The organism is Enterobacter cloacae complex sp. S1 (genome assembly GCF_014930525.1).
Classification (GTDB): Bacteria; Pseudomonadota; Gammaproteobacteria; order Enterobacterales; family Enterobacteriaceae; genus Enterobacter; species Enterobacter hormaechei_C.
This window is the reverse complement of record NZ_JADBRE010000004.1, coordinates 170,707-189,652: the sequence shown is the minus strand read 5'-3', so window position 1 is coordinate 189,652 and position 18,946 is coordinate 170,707. Positions and strand designations below refer to the sequence as shown.

14 protein-coding genes are annotated in these 18,946 nt (G+C 59.1%); 8 read left to right on the top strand and 6 right to left on the bottom strand.

Features of this window, described 5'->3' with window-relative positions; translation table 11 throughout:
• The 3 genes from lsrD to lsrA are packed head-to-tail and all read right to left on the bottom strand — an operon-like array spanning nucleotide 1 to nucleotide 3,494.
• Nucleotides 1-978, bottom strand: coding sequence for an autoinducer 2 ABC transporter permease LsrD (lsrD, locus tag IM290_RS03370; RefSeq protein ID WP_047365706.1), 978 nt, complete (start codon nucleotides 976-978; stop codon nucleotides 1-3).
• Complete coding sequence (gene lsrC / locus IM290_RS03365) at nucleotides 979-2,010, bottom strand: autoinducer 2 ABC transporter permease LsrC (RefSeq protein WP_193041867.1); 1,032 nt, start codon at nucleotides 2,008-2,010, stop codon at nucleotides 979-981. It lies immediately after the preceding gene.
• Entirely contained in the window at nucleotides 2,007-3,494 is a 1,488-nt protein-coding gene (lsrA, locus tag IM290_RS03360; RefSeq protein ID WP_193041877.1) for an autoinducer 2 ABC transporter ATP-binding protein LsrA, read from the bottom strand. Before lsrA ends, lsrC begins: the two co-directional genes overlap by 4 nt.
• 215 nt (nucleotides 3,495-3,709) lie before the next feature.
• Between lsrA and lsrR the strand changes: the two genes are divergently transcribed.
• From lsrR to IM290_RS03345, 3 genes are all read left to right on the top strand, one after another.
• Nucleotides 3,710-4,681 carry a transcriptional regulator LsrR gene (gene lsrR, locus IM290_RS03355; RefSeq protein WP_015571933.1) on the top strand — a complete coding sequence of 324 codons (972 nt, stop codon included), beginning with the start codon at nucleotides 3,710-3,712 and terminating at the stop codon, nucleotides 4,679-4,681.
• A gap of 32 nt (nucleotides 4,682-4,713) precedes the next feature.
• Nucleotides 4,714-6,327, top strand: coding sequence for an autoinducer-2 kinase (lsrK, locus tag IM290_RS03350; RefSeq protein ID WP_193041866.1), 1,614 nt, complete (start codon nucleotides 4,714-4,716; stop codon nucleotides 6,325-6,327).
• 129 nt (nucleotides 6,328-6,456) lie between these two features.
• The gene (locus IM290_RS03345) at nucleotides 6,457-8,478 is read left to right on the top strand and encodes an NADPH-dependent 2,4-dienoyl-CoA reductase (RefSeq protein WP_193041865.1); all 2,022 of its coding nucleotides are present in this window, start codon (nucleotides 6,457-6,459) and stop codon (nucleotides 8,476-8,478) included.
• Between the two features lie 103 nt (nucleotides 8,479-8,581).
• Here the strand turns inward: IM290_RS03345 and rlmG are convergent, their stop codons facing one another.
• Entirely contained in the window at nucleotides 8,582-9,718 is a 1,137-nt protein-coding gene (rlmG, locus tag IM290_RS03340) for a 23S rRNA (guanine(1835)-N(2))-methyltransferase RlmG (protein ID WP_015571936.1), read from the bottom strand.
• An 83-nt stretch (nucleotides 9,719-9,801) separates the two neighbouring features.
• Here rlmG and IM290_RS03335 point away from each other — a divergent pair, with 83 nt between their 5' ends.
• The 4 genes from IM290_RS03335 (at nucleotide 9,802) to sstT (ending at nucleotide 14,089) form a co-directional block, all read left to right on the top strand.
• Nucleotides 9,802-10,305, top strand: a complete 504-nt coding sequence (locus IM290_RS03335) for a YgjP-like metallopeptidase domain-containing protein (RefSeq protein ID WP_003862622.1) — start codon at nucleotides 9,802-9,804, stop codon at nucleotides 10,303-10,305.
• A 70-nt stretch (nucleotides 10,306-10,375) separates the two neighbouring features.
• Nucleotides 10,376-11,374, top strand: coding sequence for a Gfo/Idh/MocA family protein (locus IM290_RS03330; protein ID WP_003862623.1), 999 nt, complete (start codon nucleotides 10,376-10,378; stop codon nucleotides 11,372-11,374).
• Between the two features lie 251 nt (nucleotides 11,375-11,625).
• Entirely contained in the window at nucleotides 11,626-12,591 is a 966-nt protein-coding gene (locus tag IM290_RS03325; protein ID WP_193041864.1) for a TerC family protein, read from the top strand.
• A gap of 256 nt (nucleotides 12,592-12,847) precedes the next feature.
• Complete coding sequence (gene sstT, locus IM290_RS03320) at nucleotides 12,848-14,089, top strand: serine/threonine transporter SstT (RefSeq protein WP_193041863.1); 1,242 nt, start codon at nucleotides 12,848-12,850, stop codon at nucleotides 14,087-14,089.
• Between the two features lie 86 nt (nucleotides 14,090-14,175).
• On the opposite strand, the gene IM290_RS03315 is transcribed toward sstT, so the two are convergent.
• Both IM290_RS03315 and uxaC read right to left on the bottom strand, forming a co-directional pair.
• Nucleotides 14,176-15,663, bottom strand: a complete 1,488-nt coding sequence (locus IM290_RS03315) for a UxaA family hydrolase (protein ID WP_015571940.1) — start codon at nucleotides 15,661-15,663, stop codon at nucleotides 14,176-14,178.
• A gap of 17 nt (nucleotides 15,664-15,680) precedes the next feature.
• On the bottom strand, nucleotides 15,681-17,093 hold the full coding sequence (gene uxaC, locus IM290_RS03310; RefSeq protein ID WP_017694288.1) for a glucuronate isomerase: 1,413 nt from the start codon (nucleotides 17,091-17,093) through the stop codon (nucleotides 15,681-15,683).
• Between the two features lie 475 nt (nucleotides 17,094-17,568).
• Here uxaC and IM290_RS03305 point away from each other — a divergent pair, with 475 nt between their 5' ends.
• The gene (locus IM290_RS03305) at nucleotides 17,569-18,867 is read left to right on the top strand and encodes an MFS transporter (RefSeq protein WP_003862634.1); all 1,299 of its coding nucleotides are present in this window, start codon (nucleotides 17,569-17,571) and stop codon (nucleotides 18,865-18,867) included.
• The last annotated feature ends 79 nt before the right edge of the window (nucleotides 18,868-18,946 follow it).

Sequence of the window (18,946 nt, the reverse complement as noted above, 5' to 3'; positions counted from 1 at the left end):
TTATGCTCCGGATAGTTTTCTGAAGAGAGAACGCACCCATTCGCGGTGCAGACTCAGCGAACGTCCCATCACCACCACAACCAGCAGCGCCCCTGACAGCGCGCTTGACACCTGGTTGGGGATGCCAACCATCTGTAAACCCTGTTGCAGGTACCCCACCAGCAGCGCCGCCAGCGCCGTACCGACAACCGAACCTGACCCGCCGTAGATATTCGCCCCGCCGAGCACGGCGGCGGTGAGCGCGGGCATGAGTAAATCGCGCCCCAGATCCGATCGCGCGGAACCGAAATAGGAAACCATCACCAGCGCGGCAATCGCCGAGGCCACCCCCACCAGGCCGTACAGCGCGTACGGCATGCCGTTGACCGACAGCGCCGCATAGCGCGCCGCGCGCGGGTTCTGCCCAATCAAAAACAGATGCCGACCAAAGCGCCCGCGGTGGGTAATCAGCCAGAAGAAAGCGGTAATCACCGCGAACAGCACCAGCGGGATCGGCAGGCCCACCACCGTGAGGTTAGCGAAGGCGGTAAAGCTATCCGGGAAGCCGCCTATCCCCTCGTAGCCCGTCGCCCCCGCCATGCCGGAGAGCAGCAGCGCCCCGCCGCCGTAGAGGTAGAGCGTGCCGAGGGTAATGACCAGTGGGCTGATGCCGGTGTAGTGGATCAGCGCCGCATTTACCAGCCCGCACAGCAGGCCGAGCAGCAGCGTCAGAGGGATGGCAACCGCCATCGGCCACCCTGCCTGCATCATCACCCCCAGCGCGATGGCGCACAGGCCGATGGTTGAGCCGAGGGAAATATCGATCCCGCCGCTGATAATCACAAGCGTAAGCGGCAGCGCCACGATGCCAATGCAGATAAAGTCGCTGGTGCTGAACAGCAGCATGTTGATATCAAGCATGCGCGGGTTGATGGCGCCGAAGAGCAGGATCTCCAGCACCAGTAAAATCAGCAGCGCGCTTTCCCAGTTAAGCCTCATTTACGCCACCTCTTTTTTGCGTTTAGGGAACGGGGTAACGTGCTTTCCCCCTTTGTTACCCGGCTGGAAACGGCTGTATTTCAGCGCCCGCTGATGCCGTGAGAGCGCCTGACGCAGCCGCCCGTCGAGCACCAGCACACCCAGCAGCACCAGCCCGGCGATAAAGTCGTTCCACCACGCCGGGAGTCTGAACAGCACCAGCACGGTATCGATTTGGGTGAGGAAGAACGCGCCGAGGAAGGCGCCGACCAGCGTGCCGGTGCCGCCCAGCAGCGAGATGCCCCCCAGCACGCAGGCGGCGATGGCTTTCATCTCCAGCCCGCTGCCGGTCTGGTTGGGTACAAAGCCAATCTGCGCGGCAAACACAATTCCGGCGCAGGCCGCCAGCATGCCGTTGAGTGTAAAGGCGATCATGCGGGTGCGGTTCACCGCCACGCCCAGCTGGCGCGCGGCGGCGAGGTTATCCCCCACGGCGTAAAAATCACGTCCAAAGGCGGTGCGCGACAGCGTCCACGCGCCTGTGGCCGCGATAATCAACACCAGCATGCCGAGCGGCGAAATGTCGATGGCGGCGGGCTCAGAGAGAGATTTCAGCCCCGGCGGCAGCCCTTCTATCCACTTCCCGCCGGTCCACAGCAGCATCGCCCCACGATACAGCCCCAGCGTGCCGAGGGTGGCGACAATCGCCGGAATGCGCAGGCCCACCACCAGAAAACCGTTGAACGCCCCCGCCAGCGCGCCGAGCGACAGCGCGAAGAGAATGGAAACGGGCAGGCTGTAGCCGCCGTTCAGCGCCACGCCGACGGCAATAGCGGAAAGCCCGACGGTGGAGCCGACGGAGACGTCAATATTGCGGGTCAGCATCACCAGCGCCGCGCCGATAGCCAGCAGGATCAGGATCTGCGAGCTGGCGAAGATCATCCCCAGCGTCTGTAAGCTCAGGTAGGACGGGTTCAGCGCCACCAGCACCGCGAACAGCGCCAGAATGGCGAGAAACGCGCTCAGCTCGCGGTTTTTCAGTAAGATCTTCATGATTGCCCTCCAAACGCCAGCGCCATCATCCGGTCGAGGGTGACGGCGTGGCGCGGCAGCTCGCCGCTGAGCACGCCCTGATGCATTACCAGCACCCGATCCGCAAGGCCGGGAAACTCATCGAGATCGCTTGAGATCATCAGCACCGCCACGTTTTGCGCCGCCACGCTTTTCAGCAGCTGATAAATATCGGCGCGCGCCGATACGTCCACGCCGCGCGTCGGTTCATCGACGATCAGCAGCAGCGGATTGGCCTCCAGACAGCGCGCCAGCAGCACCTTCTGCTGATTACCACCGGAGAGCGTGCGCACGGTTTGATCCGCATGGTTGAGCTTGATCCCCAGCGCCCGGTGATAGCGTTCCACTACCGCAGACTCCCGCTTTCGCTGCTGCCAGAGCGACGGCTCGTTCAGCGCCACGGTGTTCCAGCGGATCGGCGCGTCGAGAAACAGGCCGGACACCTGCCTGTCTTCCGGCAGATAGACCAGCCCTTTTTGCAGGCGTGAACTGACCGGATCGGCGGTGATCTCATGGCTCTCCAGCCACACCCGCCCGCCGCGAACCGGACGCAGGCCGTAGAGCGTTTCGGCAAACTCGGTGCGCCCGGACCCCACCAGCCCGGCCAGACCGACGATCTCCCCGGCGTAAATCTCAAGGCTGAGATCGATAAAACCCTCCCCGGTGAGCGTTTCCACGCGCAGCACGGGAAAATCCTGCGCCTGGGTGCGGCGGTTGCCCGGCAGCGCCAGCCACAGCTTTTGCGTATCGCTCAGGGATGTCTCCCGGCTTACCGGCGTCATGGCGGCGATCAGGGCAGTATCGTCAAACTGCGCGGTTTCGCCGCTGAGCACCACCGCGCCGTCGCGCATCACCGAGACGTGACTCGCCAGCTGCCGAATCTCCGGCAGCTTATGCGAGATAAAAACAATCCCGACGCCAAGATCCTGCAAGGCGCGGATCTGGCGAAACAGCCGTTCGGTTTCACCGGGCGTCAGCGAGGCCGTGGGTTCATCAAGGATCAGAATTCTGGCGTTGCGCATCAGCCCGCGCAGGATCTCCACCATCTGCTGGTCAGCCACCTCGAGGGTGCTGGCGGTAGCGTCGAGGTTAAGCTGGCATTGCAGCTGTCGGAGTTTTTCCGCCAGGCGTTTTTCCCGATCGCGCTCTCGCGGCAGACGAAACAGGATGTTTTCCCGCACCGTCAGGTTGGGAAATAGCAGCGGCTCCTGCGGCACCAGATAAATGCCTAACCTGTGCGCCTGCGCCGGGGTAAGCCGTGCAAAAGACTCACCCGCAACCGAAAGTTCACCGCTATCCGGGGTTTCTACCCCGGCGATGATCTTCATCAGCGTCGATTTTCCCGCGCCGTTACCGCCCATCAGCGCATGCACCTGCCCCGCAAGCAGCGTGAAATCAATGCCTTTTAAGACCGGTACGCCTGAAAACTGCTTGCTGATATCACGCGCGTCGAGAAGTGGTGTCATCATCGCTCCGCTATTGAACAAATGATTTTTAGATTTAATAATGTTCAAAAGCGTAGACGGTGAACTATATTTACAACCGTGCAGGGATCACAGTTTTATCGATTGAGATTCAGATAAAGCGGAAACGATCGAAAAGATCCGTTTTGTCGCGTGGCTCACATTTTCACGTCGCACCATCACGAACATATGATCTAAATTTTTATAAGAGTTCAATTATGAGCGATAAACGCACTGCGGAAGAAGGACGGTTTGCCGGGCTGGCACTGGCGGAAGAGGAGCTGGTGGCGCGCGTGGCCTGGTGCTACTACCACGACGGGCTGACCCAGAACGACATCGGCGAACGGCTCGGGCTGCCGCGTCTGAAGATCTCCCGCCTGCTGGAGAAAGGCCGTCAGTCCGGGGTGATCCGCGTGCAGATCAACTCCCGCTACGAGGGCTGCCTGGCGCTGGAAACCGAGCTGCAACAACGATTTGGCCTGAAGCTGGTGCGCGTGATGCCCGCCCTGAATACGCCGCCGATGAACGTGCGGCTGGGCATTGGCGCGGCACAGTCGCTGATGGGCGTACTGCAACCCGGCCAGCTGTTAGCGGTGGGCTTCGGTGAAACCACCATGAGCAGTCTGCAACACTTAAGCGGTTTTATCAGCTCGCAGCAGATCCGCCTGGTGACGCTCTCCGGCGGCGTCGGGCCGTATATGACCGGTATCGGCCAGCTGGATGCAGCCTGTAGCGTCAGCATGATCCCCGCCCCGCTTCGCGTGTCATCCGCTGAAGTCGCCGGGATCTTAAAGCGCGAAACCAGCGTGCGGGACGTGATCCTCGCCGCCACCGCGGCTGACGTGGCGGTGGTCGGGATTGGCTCGGTAAACCAGCGCCGTGACGCGACGATACTGCGCTCCGGCTATATCAGCGAAGGTGAACAGCTGATGTACGCCCGTAAAGGCGCGGTGGGCGATATCCTTGGCTATTTCCTCAATGCCGAAGGGGAATGCGTTGAGGAGCTGGAGATCCACAAAGAATTACTGGGCGTCACGCTCGATGAACTGGCGCAGCTGCCCACCATCGTAGGCGTGGCCGGAGGGGAAGAGAAAGCCGATGCGATTTATGCCGCACTGAAAGGTCGCCGTATTAATGGCCTGGTGACGGAAGAGACGACAGCCCGCGCGGTGCTGGCTCTGGCCGGATAAGAGCAGCCCTGCGCCTGACACGAGGCAAGCTCATGAGTTACCTTTTAGCGTTAGATGCAGGGACAGGCAGCGTTCGCGCCGTGATTTTTGATTTACAGGGCAACCAGATTGCCGTTGGCCAGGCCGAGTGGAAGCACCTGAGCGTGGAGAACGTACCGGGCTCGATGGAATTCGACCTCGACACCAACTGGCGGCTGGCCTGCCAGTGTATTCATCAGGCGCTGGAGCGCGCACGGCTTAGCGCGGCGGATATTCAGTCCGTCGCCTGCTGCTCGATGCGCGAAGGGATTGTGCTGTACGACCGCAACGGCGAGGCTATCTGGGCCTGCGCCAACGTCGACGCCCGCGCCAGCCGCGAGGTGGCTGAACTCAAAGAGATCCACGACTACCGGTTTGAATCCGAAGTGTATGATGTTTCCGGCCAGACGCTTGCCCTCAGCGCCATGCCGCGCCTGCTGTGGCTGGCGCACCATCGTCCGGATATTTATCGTAAAGCCGCCACCATCACCATGATCAGCGACTGGCTGGCGGCGAAGCTCTCCGGTGAGCTGGCGGTCGATCCGTCCAATGCGGGCACCACCGGCATGCTGGATCTCTTCTCCCGCGACTGGCGTCCGGCGCTGCTCGACATGGCCGGGCTGCGCGCCGATATCCTCTCCCCGGTGAAAGAGACCGGCACCGTGCTGGGCGCTGTCACCAAAGAGGCCGCGCAGCAGAGCGGCCTGCGCGAAGGCACACCGGTGGTGATGGGCGGCGGCGACGTGCAGCTGGGCTGTCTGGGGCTGGGCGTGGTCCGCGCCGGACAAACGGCGGTTCTCGGCGGCACCTTCTGGCAGCAGGTGGTGAATCTGCCGCAGGTGCGCACCGACCCTGAGATGAACATCCGCGTAAACCCGCACGTCATCCCCGGCATGGCGCAGGCGGAGTCGATCAGCTTCTTTACCGGGCTAACCATGCGCTGGTTCCGCGACGCCTTCTGCGCCGAAGAGAAGCTGATTGCCGAACGAATGGGAATGGACACCTACTCCCTGCTCGAAGAGATGGCGAGCCGCGTCCCGGCGGGCTCCCACGGCGTGATGCCGATCTTCTCCGACGCGATGCATTTTAAGCAGTGGTATCACGCCGCGCCGTCGTTTATTAACCTCTCCATCGACCCGGAAAAGTGCAATAAAGCGACGCTGTTCCGCGCCCTGGAAGAGAACGCGGCCATCGTCTCGGCCTGCAACCTGGCGCAGATTTCGCGCTTCTCCGGCGTGACGTTTGAGAGCCTGGTGTTTGCGGGCGGCGGGGCCAAAGGCGCCCTGTGGAGCCAGATTTTAAGCGACGTTACCGGGCTGCCGGTGCGCGTGCCGGAAGTCAAAGAGGCAACGGCGCTCGGCTGTGCCATTGCCGCAGGAGCTGGCGCGGGGTTGTTTGCGGATATGGCTTCGACGGGCGAGCGGCTGGTGAAGTGGAGCCGCGAGTTCACGCCGAACTCGCAGCACCGCGAGCTGTACGACGGCATGATGCAGAAATGGCAGGCGGTCTACGCCGACCAGCTTGGGCTGGTCGACAGCGGGCTGACGACGTCGATGTGGCAGGCACCGGGGTTAGTGCGGGCATCCCCCTCACCCCGGCCCTCTCCCTTAGGGAGAGGGTTAGGGTGAGGGCATCAGGCCACACCAATATTTGAATCCCATCACATTCACCGCATTCCCCTTTTCCCTTTTACTCCCCGCTGGCTAAATTAGTAACTCATCCGACCACATAACAATAATTTTACATTGGAAGAGAGTATGAGCCGCTACCCGTCGTTATTCGCCCCTCTCGATCTGGGGTTCACCACCCTCAAAAACCGCGTGCTGATGGGCTCGATGCACACCGGGCTGGAGGAGCGTCCGGACGGGGCTGAACGTCTGGCAGCCTTCTATGCCGAGCGCGCGCGCCACGGAGTGGCGCTGATTGTCACCGGCGGCGTCGCCCCTGCCCCTTCCGGGGTGACGATGGAGGGCGGCGCGGTGCTGAACGATGCGTCACAGCTTGCGCATCACCGGATTGTGACCGACGCGGTTCATAAAGAAGGCGGCAAAATTGCCCTGCAGATCCTGCACACTGGCCGCTACAGCTATCAACCGAATCTGGTCGCGCCGTCGGCCATTCAGGCACCCATTAACCGTTTTAAGCCGCATGCCTTGAGCCACGACGAGATCCTGGCGCTGATTGACGATTTCGCCCGCTGCGCGGCGCTGGCGCGCGAGGCGGGATACGACGGCGTTGAGGTGATGGGCTCAGAAGGCTACCTGATCAACGAATTCCTCGCCGCCCGCACCAACCAGCGCGACGACGAATGGGGCGGCGACTATGCCCGCCGGATGCGCTTTGCCGTGGAGGTGGTGCGCGCGGTGCGTGAACGTGCGGGTGCGGATTTTATTATCATCTTCCGCCTGTCGATGCTTGACCTGGTGGAAGGCGGCGGCACATTCGACGAAACCGTACAGCTGGCGCAGGCGATCGAAGCCGCAGGCGCCACCATCATCAACACCGGGATTGGCTGGCACGAAGCGCGCATTCCGACCATTGCCACACCGGTGCCGCGCGCGGCATTCAGCTGGGTAACGCGCAAGCTGAAAGGCATCGTCTCCGTTCCACTGGTCACCACCAACCGCATTAACGATCCGCAGGTGGCGGAGGATGTGATCTCACGCGGCGATGCCGATATGGTATCGATGGCGCGCCCGTTCCTTGCGGATGCCGAGCTGCTGTCCAAGGCGCAGAGCGGCCGGGCGGATGAGATCAACACCTGCATCGGTTGTAACCAGGCTTGTCTGGATCAGATCTTCGTCGGCAAGGTCACCTCCTGCCTCGTCAACCCGCGCGCCTGCCATGAAACCAAAATGCCGGTCGTTCCGGCGGTCAATAAAAAACGTCTGGCCGTGGTGGGCGCGGGTCCGGCGGGGCTGGCGTTCGCGGTCAATGCCGCATCGCGCGGGCACAGCGTGACGCTGTTTGATGCGCTGGCGGAAATCGGCGGGCAGTTTACTATTGCCAGACAGATCCCCGGCAAAGAGGAGTTCTACGAAACGCTGCGCTATTACCGCCGGATGATCGAGATGACGGGCGTCGATCTGCGGCTTAAACAGTTTGTCAGCGCCGCAGATCTGATCGGTTTCGACGAGGTGATCCTCGCGAGTGGGATCGCCCCGCGCACGCCTGCGATCGAAGGCATCGATCATCCGAAGGTATTGAGCTATCTGGATGTATTAAGGGACAAAGCGCCGGTTGGCGAGAAGGTGGCGATCATCGGCTGCGGCGGGATCGGTTTTGATACCGCGATGTATTTAAGCCAGCCGGGCGAAGCCACCAGCCAGAACATCGCTGAGTTCTGCGTGGAATGGGGCATTGATACCAGCCTCAGTCAGTCCGGTGGTTTACGCCCGGAAGGTCCGCAGCTGCCGAAAAGCCCGCGTCAGATTGTGATGCTCCAGCGTAAAGCCAGCAAGCCGGGTGAAGGTCTGGGAAAAACCACGGGCTGGATCCACCGCGCCACCCTGCTCTCGCGCGGGGTGAAGATGATCCCCGGGGTGAGCTACCAGAAGATCGACGACGACGGGTTGCACGTGCTGATCGGCGGCGAACCGCAGCTGCTGCGCGTGGATCATGTGATTTTGTGCGCCGGGCAGGAGCCGAAGCGGGATCTGGCGGATCCGCTGCGTGAGGCGGGGAAAACGGTGCATTTGATCGGCGGGTGCGATGTGGCGATGGAGCTGGATGCGCGGCGGGCAATTGCGCAGGGGACGAAGTTAGCGCTGGAGATCTAGAGCATTGCCGGGCGGCGCTTCGCTTGCCCGGCCTACGGGTTCGAGGCCATTGTAGGCCCGGTAAGCGAAGCGCCACCGGGCATCAGGCCGCACATACCCAATCTTACCGACGACGCCCCAGCTTCACCGATTTCAGCACCACGAATTTGTTATTGGTGGCTATGGTGACGCAGTTACCGAAAATCTTCTTCAGCTTGTGGAAGTAGTCCAGGTGGCGGTTGGCCACGATATACAGCTCGCCGTTGATTTTCAGGCAGCGGCGCGCGTGATGGAACATCTCCCACGCGACGTTATCCGTCAGGGCGTGCTTCTGGTGGAACGGCGGGTTACAGAACACCGCGTTGAAGCGGAAAGGCTCCACGCCCGACAGCGCGTTGTTGATCATAAACTCGCAGCGATCCAGCGCTTCAGGCAGGTTGGTTTCCACGTTCAGACGGCTGGACGCCACCGCCATTGGCGATTCGTCGCTGAACACCACGCTGGCCTCCGGGTTCTTCGCCAGCAGCGTCAGGCCAATCACGCCGTTACCGCAGCCGAGATCAACGATTTCCCCTTCCAGGTTTTCCGGCAGATGTTCCATAAAGAAGCGTGCGCCGATATCCAGACCGGTACGGGAGAAAACGTTCGCGTGGTTGTGGATAGTCCAGTCGGTACCTTCCAGTTTCCAGCTCAGCGTTTCTGGCGCGTCGGCCAGCGCCGGTGCGCTGAAGGTACAGTTGATCAGGCGCGCTTTTTTCCAGGCAAGCGTAGTGGTGGTCGGGCCGAGCACTTTCTCGAACAATTCCAGCGTCGAGGTGTGAATATCGCGCGCTTTGGCACCCGCGATAATACGCGTATCCGGCGTCACGACCTTACGCAGCGCGCGAAGCTGCTGCTCCAGCAGCGCCATGGTTTTGGGCACTTTAATCAGCACCACGCCCGGCGCCTGCGGGTAGTCCGCGGTGCTGTCGAGGAACTTCACGCTGGATTCTTCGATATCGTTGTGACGCAGGTTTTCACGCGTCGCCAGCTCGCTTAAGTAAGAATCGCCGATACTGTAAGGCGCATGTTCCGCCAGCGCGCAGGCCAGCGCGCCAAACGCGTCATTCAGGATCAGAACCGGGCCGCTGATTTCAGTCCCATCCAACTGTTGCAGCAGATATTCATCCGCCGCTTCCCACGCCTGAAGCGGGTTAACGTCGTCCGTTTCCGGGAAACGTTTAAGGTTGAGTGAACGGAAACCGTTGTCTAAGTGGCTCATCGGCCCTCCTGAATGGTAAAATTTGGCGTATCCCTGAAAAGGGTGCGTGAGTATACCCGTTTTCACACTATTTTGGGGTTTTGATGAACCAGCTGACTTATCTCCAGGGCTATCCGGAGCATTTACTTTCCCAGGTTCGTGACCTGATTGCCGCGGGAAAGCTCGGCGCGGTGCTGGAAAAACGCTACCCGGGCACGCATGATTTCGCGACTGACAAAGCCCTCTGGCAGTATACGCAGGATCTGAAAAACCAGTATCTTAAGAGCGCCCCGCCGATCAACAAGGTGATGTACGACAATAAGATCCACGTGCTGAAAAACGCGCTCGGCCTGCATACCGCCATCTCCCGCGTACAGGGCGGCAAGCTGAAGGCCAAAGCGGAGATCCGCGTCGCGACCGTCTTTCGCAATGCGCCGGAAGCCTTTCTGCGGATGATCGTGGTGCACGAGCTGGCGCACCTGAAAGAGAAAGAGCACGACAAAGCGTTCTACTCCCTGTGCTGCCATATGGAGCCGCAGTACCACCAGCTGGAGTTTGATACCCGTTTGTGGCTGACGCATTTATCGTTAAAGAGTAATGCGCAGTAGCGCACGCGAAATGTCATGATGACGTGCTACAGTGGCTTTAGGTTCCCTGCTACGGAGTACGTAAACGTTTATGATACGTTTCGCAGTCATCGGTACGAACTGGATCACGCGCCAGTTCGTCGACGCCGCCCACGAAACCGGCAAATATAAGCTCACCGCAGTCTATTCCCGCAGCCTTGAGCAGGCGCAGAGTTTTGCGAATGACTACCTGGTTGAACATCTGTTCACCTCGCTCGATGAGATGGCGCAAAGCGACGCCATTGACGCGGTCTATATCGCCAGCCCGAATTCTCTGCACTTCCCGCAAACGAAGCTGTTCCTCAGCCACAAAAAGCATGTGATCTGCGAGAAGCCGCTGGCCTCGAATATTGAGGAAGTGGAAGCCGCCATTGCGCTTGCCCGCGAAAACCAGGTGGTGCTGTTTGAAGCGTTCAAAACCGCCAGCCTGCCGAACTTCCTGCTGTTGCAGCAGTCCCTGCCGAAAATTGGCAAAGTGCGTAAAGCCTTTATCAACTACTGCCAGTATTCCTCGCGCTACCAGCGCTACCTGGACGGCGAAAACCCGAACACCTTTAACCCGGCCTTCTCGAATGGCTCGATTATGGATATCGGTTTTTACTGCCTGGCCTCCGCCGTGGCGCTGTGGGGCGAGCCGCACGGCGTAACGGCCACCGCCAGCCTGCTGGAGAGCGGCGTGGATGCACACGGCGTTGTGGTGCTGGACTACGGTGATTTTAGCGTGACGTTGCAGCACTCGAAGGTCAGTGACTCCGTACTGCCAAGCGAAATTCAGGGCGAAGACGGCTCGCTGGTGATCGAAAAAATCTCCGAATGCCAGAAGCTAAGCATCGTTCCCCGCGGCGGCAAAGCGCAGGAGCTGACGCAGCCTCAGCATATTAACACTATGCTCTATGAGGCAGAGGTCTTCGCCCGTCTGGTAGAAGACAACGAAGTGAACCACCCCGGGCTGGCGATCAGCCGCACCACGGCGAAGCTGCAAACGGAGATCCGCCGACAGACTGGCGTGATCTTCCCCGCAGACGGCGTGAATGTGGAAGCCGTCGCGTAAAACTGTGTAATGAAATCGTGCAGACCATTGACGAAACCGATGGTCTGACATAATTTGTTACCTGCAAAGGGGAGTAACTTCTTCGCCGGTGGATCGTCATTACGATGCGTGCAAAACCGCATCCGGTCGCCGGGCAACCTTCGTGGTTGTAAGTGAGACCTTGCCGGAAGGCGAGGTCTATGCATAAAAAGCTAACGGCTATCGTCTTCTGACCATGGCCGTTTTTGTTTTTTATGTGTAAGGAAAATAGTATGCATTCTGTCGGCACTCCAATGCTGTGGGGCGGATTCGCGGTTGTCGTGCTCATCATGCTGGCAATCGACCTCTTTTTGCAGGGTCGTCGCGGCGAGCACGGCATGAGCGTCAAGCAAGCCGCCGTCTGGTCGCTGGTATGGGTTACCCTCTCACTCCTCTTCTGCGCCGCCTTCTGGTGGTATCTGGCCTCAACCGAAGGCCGCGCGGTGGCCGATCCTCAGGCACTCGCCTTCCTCACCGGCTATCTGATTGAAAAAGCCCTGGCGGTTGATAACGTCTTCGTCTGGCTGATGCTGTTCGGCTACTTCGCCGTGCCTGCGGCTCTGCAACGTCGCGTGCTGGTGTACGGCGTGCTGGGCGCTATTGTCCTGCGTACCATCATGATCTTCGCCGGTAGCTGGCTGATTACCCAGTTCGAATGGCTGCTGTATGTATTTGGCGCGTTCCTGCTGTTCACCGGGGTAAAAATGGCGCTGGCGAAAGAAGACGATACCGGTATCGGTGATAAGCCGCTGGTGAAGTGGATCCGGGGTCATCTGCGCATGACGGACAAGATCGAGAGCGAGCATTTCTTCGTGCGTAAGAACGGCCTGCTGTTCGCCACCCCGCTGCTGCTGGTGCTGATTCTGGTCGAACTGAGCGACGTGATTTTCGCGGTGGACAGTATCCCGGCTATCTTCGCGGTCACTACCGACCCGTTCATCGTGCTGACCTCGAACCTGTTCGCCATCCTCGGCCTGCGTGCGATGTACTTCCTGCTGGCGGGTGCGGCAGAGCGCTTCTCAATGCTGAAGTACGGTCTGTCGGTGATTCTGGTGTTTATCGGTATCAAGATGCTGATCGTCGATTTCTACCATATTCCGATCGCCATTTCGCTCGGCGTGGTGTTTGGCATTCTGCTGGTGACGCTGATTATCAATACCTGGGTTAACCGCCAGCACGATAAGAAGCAACAGGCTTAGTGCAACGTTCGGTGCGGGCTGATGCCCTCACCCCAACCCTCTCCCACAGGGAGAGGGTGAAAAGCGCAGCGCCACCCGGCACTTTCGTTAACCAATAGTTAAAAAACATGACGCAACACGTAAAATCCAGCATTTTACGCTTCCCTCCGTACGCGCTTTCCCTATACTCGACCAGGCAAACATTTACTTACATCCGGACATAAATGTGACCTAGAGCACATCCGGGATGGAACGCAATTTCACTTAAGGAATCTCCATGACCCCATCACTATCTGGTCTGTTGGCGCGTTTGCCGCGCGGCAGCCTCGTTAAGCAAATACTGGTTGGCCTGGTGCTCGGCGTCGCGCTGGCACTGATCTCAAAACCTGCCGCCGAGGCCACCGGCCTGCTCGGCACGCTGTTCGTTGGTGCCCTGAAAGCAGTCGCGCCGGTTCTGGTTCTGACGCTGGTGATGGCTTCAATCGCCAACCATCAGCAAGGGCAGAAAACCAATATCCGCCCGATTCTGTGGATGTACCTGCTGGGTACGTTCTCCGCCGCGCTGACTGCAGTCGTAGTGAGCTTTATCTTCCCTTCCACGCTGCAGCTGACTACCGGCGCAACCGACATTACGCCGCCCGCGGGTATTGTTGAGGTGGTGCACGGCCTGCTGATGAGTATTGTGGCAAACCCGATTCATGCGCTGATTAACGCCAACTACATTGGCATTCTGGTGTGGGCGGTTGGCCTTGGTTTTGCCCTGCGCCATAGCAATGACACGACTAAAAACCTGATCACCGACGTTTCTAACGCCGTGACCTTTATTGTGACGGTGGTGATCCGCTTCGCACCGATTGGTATTTTTGGTCTGGTCGCATCGACGCTGGCAACAACAGGTTTTGGCGCATTGTGGGGCTATGCTCAACTGCTGCTGGTGCTGATCGGCTGTATGGCCGTTGTAGCGCTGGTGATTAACCCGCTGCTGGTGTTCCTGCAGACCCGTCGTAACCCGTACCCGCTGGTGCTGATGTGCCTGCGCGAAAGCGGCGTGACCGCCTTCTTCACCCGCAGTTCGGCGGCGAATATTCCGGTCAATATGTCGCTGTGTGAGAAACTGAACCTGGATCGCGATACGTACTCCGTATCGATCCCGCTGGGCGCAACCGTCAATATGGCGGGGGCGGCAATTACCATCACGGTGCTGACGCTGGCTGCGGTCAATACGCTGGGTATTCCCGTGGATCTGCCAACGGCGCTGCTGCTAAGCGTGGTTGCTGCGCTCTGCGCCTGTGGCGCATCCGGCGTAGCGGGCGGCTCCCTGCTGCTGATCCCGCTGGCGTGCAATATGTTCGGCATCCCGAACGAGATCGCCATGCAGGTGGTGGCGGTAGGCTTTATTATTGGCGTATTGCAGGACTCCTGCGAGACGGCGATCAACTCCTCCACTGACGTGATGTTCACCGCCGCCGTGTGCCAGGCGGAAGATGCACGTTTAGCGAAGAACGCCCTGCGCAGTTAAAAAGACAAGCCCGGTGGCGGCTACGCCTTACCGGGCCTACAGGATTTAGTAGGTCGGGTAAGCGCTAGCGCCACCCGACAAAGCACTTATAGCGTCACACCACTCTTAAAGATCGCCAGCTCGCGGAAGTCGTTCTTCTCGTTGCAGGTCTGCCTGCCGCTGGCAAATTCCACAATCGTGTCCACGAATTCGCTCAGCAGCTGTGGCATCGCTTTGCCGTGGATCAGCTGGCCGGCATCAAAGTCGATCCAGTGTTTTTTCTTCGCCGCCAGCTCGCTGTTAGTGGCGATTTTCACCGTCGGCACAAATCCGCCGTACGGCGTGCCGCGCCCGGTACTGAACAGCACCATGTGACAGCCCGCTCCCGCCAGCGCACTGGTGGCGACCGCATCGTTGCCCGGTGCGCTCAGCAGGTTCAGACCGTGCGTTTTCAGCCTTTCACCGTAGCGCAGCACGTCCACTACCTGGCTGGCGCCCGCTTTCTGGGTGCAGCCCAGGGATTTCTCTTCCAGCGTGGTGATCCCGCCCGCCTTGTTACCCGGCGACGGGTTCTCATAAATCGGCTGGTTATGGGCGATGAAGTACTGTTTGAAATCGTTGACCATGGTGACGGTCTTCTCAAAGGTCTCTTCGTCGCGGCAGTGGCTCATCAGAATGCGCTCTGCGCCGAACATCTCCGGCACTTCGGTCAGCACCGTGGTGCCACCGTTGGCAATCACGTAATCTGAGAAGCGGCCCAGCATCGGGTTAGCGGTAATGCCGGAAAGCCCGTCAGATCCGCCGCACTCCAGGCCAAACTTCAGTTCACTCAGCTTGCCCGGCTCGCGCTTGTCGTGACGCATCACCTCATACAGCTGGTGCAGCTGTTCAACGCCCGCTTCCACTTCGTCGTCCTGGTGCTGACACACCATAAAGTGCACGCGCTCAGGATCGAACTCGCCCAGCGTGTCGCGGAAGGCGTCGACCTGATTGTTTTCACAGCCGAGGCCAATCACCAGCACCGCCCCCGCGTTCGGGTGACGCACCATATTTTGCAGCATGGTGCGGGTATTGATGTGGTCGTCGCCCAGCTGGGAACAACCGTAGGTATGGCTGAACAGATGCACGCCGTCGGTGCCTTCAGCATTGTTGGTCTCTTTCAGGAAACGCGTCTGAATTTGACGCGCGATCCCGTTCACGCAGCCGACGGTCGGGAGGATCCACAGTTCATTGCGGATCCCCACCTCCCCGCTGGCGCGGCGGTAGATCTGCACCTCACGATCGGCCGCCTGTCCTTCTTCTGCCTGGAAGTCAGGTTGATAGCTGTACTCGTCCAGATCGCTGAGATTGGTGCGGGTATTGTGGGAATGAATGTATTCACCCGGCGCAATATCCGCCAGCGCATGACCGATGGGCAAACCGTACTTCACCACGTTCTCCCCTTTCGCGATGGGGATCAGGGCAAACTTATGTCCACGTCCAATGGCCTGGCGTAACGTCACCGACTGGTTGTCGAAGGTCACTTCCGTCCCTTCGGCTAAATCGGCCAGCGCGACGGCAACGTTATCCAGCGAATGGATTTTGATGTATTGCATATCAACCTCAAACGGCCTTAGTTCAGTTCAATGGCGAAGTAGTCACGCGCATTGTTAAAGCAGATGTTTCTCACCATTTCGCCCAGCAGCTGGATATCCGCTGGCGCTTCGCCCGCGTGCACCCAGCGGCCAATCATCTGGCACAGAATGCGGCGGAAATATTCATGGCGGGTATAGGAGAGGAAACTACGGCTGTCGGTCAGCATGCCAACGAAGCGGCTCAGCAGGCCGAGCTGCGCCAGCTGCGTCATCTGACGCTCCATGCCGTCTTTCTGATCGTTAAACCACCAGCCGGAACCGAACTGCATCTTGCCCGGCATCCCTTCGCCCTGGAAGTTGCCGATCATGGTGCCCAGCACTTCGTTATCGCGCGGGTTCAGGCAGTACAGAATGGTTTTTGGCAGCAGGTTTTGCTCGTTCTGTTTGCTCAGCAGTTTTGACAGCTCTTCCGCCATCGGACGGTCGTTGATGGAGTCAAAGCCTACGTCCGCGCCCAGCAGTTTGAACTGACGCTGGTTGTTATTACGCAGCGCGCCGATGTGATACTGCTGAACCCAGCCGCGACGGGCATATTCCGCACCGAGGAACACCAGCACCGCGGTTTTAAACTGCGCCACTTCGTGCTCGCTCAGGGCTTCGCCGGAGAGACGACGCGCCAGAATACTGTCCAGCTCAGCTTCACTGGATTCCGCGAACAGCACTACGTCCAGCGCGTGGTCAGACACTTTACAGCCGTGTGCGGCAAAGTGATCCAGACGTTTGGTCAGCGCGGTTTGCAGATCGTCAAAGCGACGAATGTCGGTATCCGAAACTTCCGCCAGCTTCGCCATGTAGTCGTTAAAGGTCGGCAGCTCGATGTTGAAGGCTTTATCCGGGCGCCAGCTTGGCAGCACTTTGATGTCAAACGTGCTGTCCTTCGCGACAACCGCGTGATGTTCCAGAGAGTCGACCGGATCGTCGGTGGTGCCCACCATCTTCACGTTCATCTGCTGCATGATGCCGCGCGCCGAGAAGCTATCCTGCGCCAGCAGTTCGTTGCACTGATCCCAGATTTCATCCGCCGTGGCGGGAGAGAGCAGCTTGCCGGTGATACCAAACGGACGACGCAGTTCGAGGTGCGTCCAGTGGTATAACGGGTTACCGATGGTGTGGGGAACGGTAGCGGCCCAGGCGTCAAACTTCTCGCGATCGGTCGCGTCGCCGGTACACAGGCGCTCGGCCACGCCGTTGGTGCGCATTGCGCGCCACTTATAGTGGTCACCCTTCAGCCAGATATCATACAGGTTTTTGAAACGGTAATTTTCGGCAACCTGCTGCGGCGGTAAATGGCAGTGGTAGTCGAAAATCGGCTGGTCTTTTGCGTAGTCGTGGTACAGGCGGCGAGCAAATTCGGTATCTAACAGAAAATCGTCGGTCATAAACGGTGTCATTATCGTCTTCCTCATTACGGGAGCGTCAGAAAGCTTATGTTCAGATGCTGCAAAGTTATCACACCAATTTCCAGAGTCCGACGTTTTTTTCGTGAGTTAGATCAATAAACGTCGACAAATAAATTACCCTCAAAGGGGTAAACCCTCTCGCAGACCGCGCCAGTTCTGGCTTTGCGCGCGCCGCATAATGTCCCTACAAAGATTCACACTTTTGTGATGTCACTCACCTTTTAAAGTTGTATGACAAGTTATCTTTTCGCCGTCGCAAACTATAAGCCGACGGAATGCATTACCGATGTTTGAGACATCGGATTTAACGGTACGGAAGCCGACTTAGCACGATTACTTATGGCAAGGTTCGGGCCGTTCCGGGACAGGTTCCCGGTTACGCCCCTCCCGTTACAGAACAGCTCCCGGCAACGGTTGAGTTGTTGCCGTGTCCCGACACGGAAATAACATAACGATGAGGTTTTACATGCGTAAAATTAAAGGGTTACGTTGGTACATGATCGCACTGGTGACGCTCGGCACCGTGCTGGGCTACCTGACACGTAACACCGTGGCAGCAGCGGCGCCAACGTTGATGGAAGAGTTACATATCTCCACGCAGCAATACTCTTACATCATTGCGGCTTACTCTGCCGCTTACACCGTAATGCAGCCTGTTGCAGGTTATGTTCTTGATATTCTGGGTACAAAAATTGGTTATGCCTTCTTCGCTGTAGCCTGGGCCGTCTTCTGTGGAGCGACCGCGCTGGCCGGCAGCTGGGGCGGACTGGCGCTGGCGCGTGGTGCGGTAGGTGCTGCCGAAGCGGCGATGATCCCCGCGGGTCTGAAAGCCAGCTCTGAATGGTTCCCGGCAAAAGAGCGTTCAATCGCTGTCGGTTACTTCAACGTAGGCTCCTCCATCGGGGCGATGATTGCTCCGCCACTGGTGGTGTGGGCGATTGTTATGCACAGCTGGCAGATGGCGTTCATCATCTCCGGTGTGCTGAGCTTTGCCTGGGCCATGGCGTGGCTGATCTTCTATAAACACCCGCGCGATCAGAAAAAGCTGTCTGACGAAGAACGTGACTACATTATTAATGGTCAGGAATCTCAGCATCAGACCGACAACGGCAAAAAGATGTCCGTCTGGCAGATCCTGGGCACCCGTCAGTTCTGGGGTATCGCCCTGCCACGCTTCCTGGCAGAACCGGCCTGGGGTACGTTTAACGCCTGGATCCCGCTGTTCATGTTTAAAGTTTACGGCTTTAACCTGAAAGAGATCGCGATGTTCGCCTGGATGCCAATGCTGTTTGCTGACCTGGGCTGTATCGTCGGCGGCTACCTGCCACCGCTGTTCCAGCGCTGGTTTGGCGTGAACCTGATTGTGTCCCGTAAGATGGTGGTCACCATGGGCGCCCTGCTGATGATCGGCCCGGGCATGATCGGCCTGTTCACCAGCCCTTACGTGGCTATCGCCCTGCTGTGTATCGGGGGCTTTGCTCACCAGTCTCTGTCTGGCGCGCTGATTACGCTTTCTTCCGACGTGTTTGGTCGTAACGAAGTCGCCACCGCCAACGGCCTGACCGGGATGGCCGCCTGGACCGCAAGTACCCTGTTTGCGCTGGTGGTCGGCGCGCTGGCGGATACGATTGGTTTCAGCCCGCTGTTCGCGGTACTGGCTGTCTTCGACCTGTTGGGTGCGGTGGTTATCTGGACGGTGCTGAAGAGCAAATCCGCCGATGAACTGGCGAAAGAGTCCCTCGGGGGACCGGCGACGCAGAGTTAGCGTTGTTGTGCCGGGTGGCGGCTCCGCCTTACCCGGCCTACAAAACCCAATAAAATCGTAGGCCGGGTAAGCGCAGCGC

What these genes read in the sequence shown, in the direction of transcription:
- lsrD (WP_047365706.1), bottom strand. Translation starts at nt 978, where the DNA reads ATGAGGCTTAACTGGGAAAGCGCGCTGCTGATTTTACTGGTGCTGGAG.
- lsrC (WP_193041867.1), bottom strand. Translation starts at nt 2,010, where the DNA reads ATGAAGATCTTACTGAAAAACCGCGAGCTGAGCGCGTTTCTCGCCATT.
- lsrA (WP_193041877.1), bottom strand. Translation starts at nt 3,494, where the DNA reads ATGACACCACTTCTCGACGCGCGTGATATCAGCAAGCAGTTTTCAGGC.
- lsrR (WP_015571933.1), top strand. Translation starts at nt 3,710, where the DNA reads ATGAGCGATAAACGCACTGCGGAAGAAGGACGGTTTGCCGGGCTGGCA.
- lsrK (WP_193041866.1), top strand. Translation starts at nt 4,714, where the DNA reads ATGAGTTACCTTTTAGCGTTAGATGCAGGGACAGGCAGCGTTCGCGCC.
- IM290_RS03345 (WP_193041865.1), top strand. Translation starts at nt 6,457, where the DNA reads ATGAGCCGCTACCCGTCGTTATTCGCCCCTCTCGATCTGGGGTTCACC.
- rlmG (WP_015571936.1), bottom strand. Translation starts at nt 9,718, where the DNA reads ATGAGCCACTTAGACAACGGTTTCCGTTCACTCAACCTTAAACGTTTC.
- IM290_RS03335 (WP_003862622.1), top strand. Translation starts at nt 9,802, where the DNA reads ATGAACCAGCTGACTTATCTCCAGGGCTATCCGGAGCATTTACTTTCC.
- IM290_RS03330 (WP_003862623.1), top strand. Translation starts at nt 10,376, where the DNA reads ATGATACGTTTCGCAGTCATCGGTACGAACTGGATCACGCGCCAGTTC.
- IM290_RS03325 (WP_193041864.1), top strand. Translation starts at nt 11,626, where the DNA reads ATGCATTCTGTCGGCACTCCAATGCTGTGGGGCGGATTCGCGGTTGTC.
- sstT (WP_193041863.1), top strand. Translation starts at nt 12,848, where the DNA reads ATGACCCCATCACTATCTGGTCTGTTGGCGCGTTTGCCGCGCGGCAGC.
- IM290_RS03315 (WP_015571940.1), bottom strand. Translation starts at nt 15,663, where the DNA reads ATGCAATACATCAAAATCCATTCGCTGGATAACGTTGCCGTCGCGCTG.
- uxaC (WP_017694288.1), bottom strand. Translation starts at nt 17,093, where the DNA reads ATGACACCGTTTATGACCGACGATTTTCTGTTAGATACCGAATTTGCT.
- IM290_RS03305 (WP_003862634.1), top strand. Translation starts at nt 17,569, where the DNA reads ATGCGTAAAATTAAAGGGTTACGTTGGTACATGATCGCACTGGTGACG.